Below are 2,481 nucleotides of genomic sequence, written 5' to 3' on the forward strand. Positions count from 1 at the left end.
GGAGGCCATCGTCACCCGCCTGCCGCCGCCCAAGGGCGACGAGACCGCGCCGCTCAAGGCGCTTCTCGTCGACAGCTGGTACGACGCCTACCTCGGAGTCGTGGTGCTGGTGCGCGTCATCGACGGGTCCTTAAAGAAGGGCCAAAAGATCAAGATGATGGGCACCGACGCCCATTACGAAGTCGACCGCATCGGCGTCTTCACGCCCAAGATGAAGGACCAGGAGCGGCTCGGGCCCGGCGAGATGGGGTTCATCACCGCCCAGATCAAGCAGGTGGCGGATACGCGCGTCGGCGACACGATCACCGACGAGAAGAAAGGCTGCGCCGAAGCGCTGCCAGGGTTCAAGCCCGCGCAGCCCGTGGTGTTCTGCGGGTTGTTTCCCGTGGATGCCGCCGACTTCGAGGATCTGCGTGCGGCGATGGGGCGGCTGCGCCTCAACGATGCCTCGTTTTCCTATGAAATGGAGTCGTCCGCCGCGCTGGGCTTCGGCTTCCGCTGCGGATTCCTCGGCCTGCTGCACCTCGAAATCATCCAGGAGCGGCTGGAGCGCGAGTTCAACCTCGATCTCATCGCCACCGCCCCCTCGGTGGTCTACAATATCAAGCTGCGCGACGGCGCCGAGATCGCGCTGCACAACCCCGCCGACATGCCCGACCCCACCGCCATCCTCGCCATCGAGGAGCCGTGGATCCGCGCCACCATCCTGACCCCCGACGACTATCTCGGGAGCGTGCTGAAACTCTGCCAGGACCGCCGCGGCATCCAGGTGGATCTGAACTACGTCGGCAAGCGCGCGATGGCGGTCTACGACCTGCCGCTCAACGAAGTGGTGTTCGATTTCTACGACCGCCTGAAGTCGATCTCGAAGGGCTATGCCTCGTTCGATTACGCCATCACCGACTACCGCGAGGGCGACCTCGTGAAGATGAGCATTCTGGTCAACGCCGAGCCGGTCGATGCGCTCTCCATGCTGGTCCACAAGGACCGCGCGGAATCCCGCGGCCGCAGCATGGTGGAAAAGCTGAAGGACCTGATCCCGCAGCACATGTTCGTCATCCCCATCCAGGCGGCCATCGGCGGCAAGATCATCGCCCGCGAAACGGTCCGCGCGATGCGCAAGGACGTGACGGCCAAGTGCTACGGCGGCGACGTCTCCCGCAAGCGCAAGCTGCTGGAGAAGCAGAAGGCCGGCAAGAAGAAGATGCGGCAGTTCGGGAAGGTCGAGATCCCGCAGGAGGCGTTTATTGCGGCGTTGAAGATGGATTCTTAGACCGAGGTCTTTGCTGATGGCGTTTCCGCGATGTCATCCTGGCCGGAGCGCAGCGGAGAGCCGAGATCCATGAACAGGGTTGGACCGTGTCTAGAAACGCTGACTTGCATACGCCAGAGCACAGACAGCAAAATATTGTCGGCGGCAGCGCCTATTTTGGTCCTTCTAACAGCCGAAACCAGTCCTTCACTGTTAGGTTTAATCTGTCAACTTCGTCTTCTGCAAGAATACCGCAATGCGCAATTGGTCCGCGCAGATTATTAAGTGAGTACATTACGCGGCCAAGGGCCTTTTGATTGCTTAAAAATGCCTCCAAATAGACTGTAATTGTGTCTGATGATTTCTCCTAGTTGACCGAATGAAACGTAGTCTAACTCATTTTCTGATCTGCTAGAAAAGCCTGCCTCTTGTTCTCTCTGCCGGTTTTGCCTAAATTCCTCTTTAGCGCTTACTGGGGCATGTTCCGCCCACCATGTCGGTCCGAAAGTTTCAATAAGCGTATCGTCAATCAGCCGACGAATATCGTTTTCAAGCATATAAAAAATCTTGTAATATTCTGCCATGTTGATTGCGTTGTTGCGTACTTCGGTAGAAAATTGATCTATAAAAATGTTAGCTGAGCTTCTGGATGTTAAGTTCGTTAGCTCTGGCGAAGCTGGCGATGGAATAGCTTGGTCAATCGCTAACTTGAGCGCAGCACACTTTAGCAAAAAGAGTTCAATTTGTTCATCATTTTTCATGTCATCAAATTTTCTCGAACACTTCTAAATATTGCATTTAGAACCTTAATGTCCGATGTTTCCGGTAGGACGATATTTATATTATAGGACAATCCAATTGCGGTGCCCATAGGCCGTTTGTCGCGTTCGGAGTTGTGATCTTCTGACCTGTCTTGGGTTAACGTCTGTGGCTCGTCTTGAATAGAGCTTGGATCAAAATTTGATGGTATGTAAGCCCTTATGACGTTAAATGTAGATTTGATTGCAACTGCTACAGGGTCGTTAGGCTTCAACCCCGTTATTTCTACAATAATGTCTTTAATCTTGTTGTCGTCTACAGCATGCGCATATTCGCTACGTTTGTACATTTCAGGGAAAGCGTTACGCAAACCATGCACAGCTGCTAGGGCTCTACCGCTATCGGTCCAGAATTTGGCATATAACTCTGTTGGCGTTCCGTCACTTGTCAGGAATGCCATTTTTTTTAAA

The 2,481-nt window shown here is 54.3% G+C and carries 3 protein-coding genes; 1 reads left to right on the forward strand and 2 read right to left on the reverse strand.

The window, feature by feature from the left end:
- A partial coding sequence (lepA, locus tag GSQ79_RS12540; RefSeq protein WP_246725294.1) for a translation elongation factor 4 occupies positions 1–1,273 on the forward strand: 1,273 nt, incomplete at its 5' end.
- Positions 1,274–1,533: 260 nt separating this feature from the next.
- On the opposite strand, the gene GSQ79_RS12545 is transcribed toward lepA, so the two are convergent.
- The gene (locus GSQ79_RS12545; protein WP_158809054.1) at positions 1,534–2,013 is read right to left on the reverse strand and encodes a hypothetical protein; all 480 of its coding nucleotides are present in this window, start codon (positions 2,011–2,013) and stop codon (positions 1,534–1,536) included.
- The coding region (locus GSQ79_RS12550; protein WP_158809055.1) for a DUF5343 domain-containing protein at positions 2,010–2,481 on the reverse strand (472 nt) is incomplete at its 5' end. The genes GSQ79_RS12545 and GSQ79_RS12550, both read right to left, overlap by 4 nt.

This window comes from Beijerinckia sp. L45, assembly GCF_009765775.1.
GTDB lineage: Bacteria > Pseudomonadota > Alphaproteobacteria > Rhizobiales > Beijerinckiaceae > RH-AL1.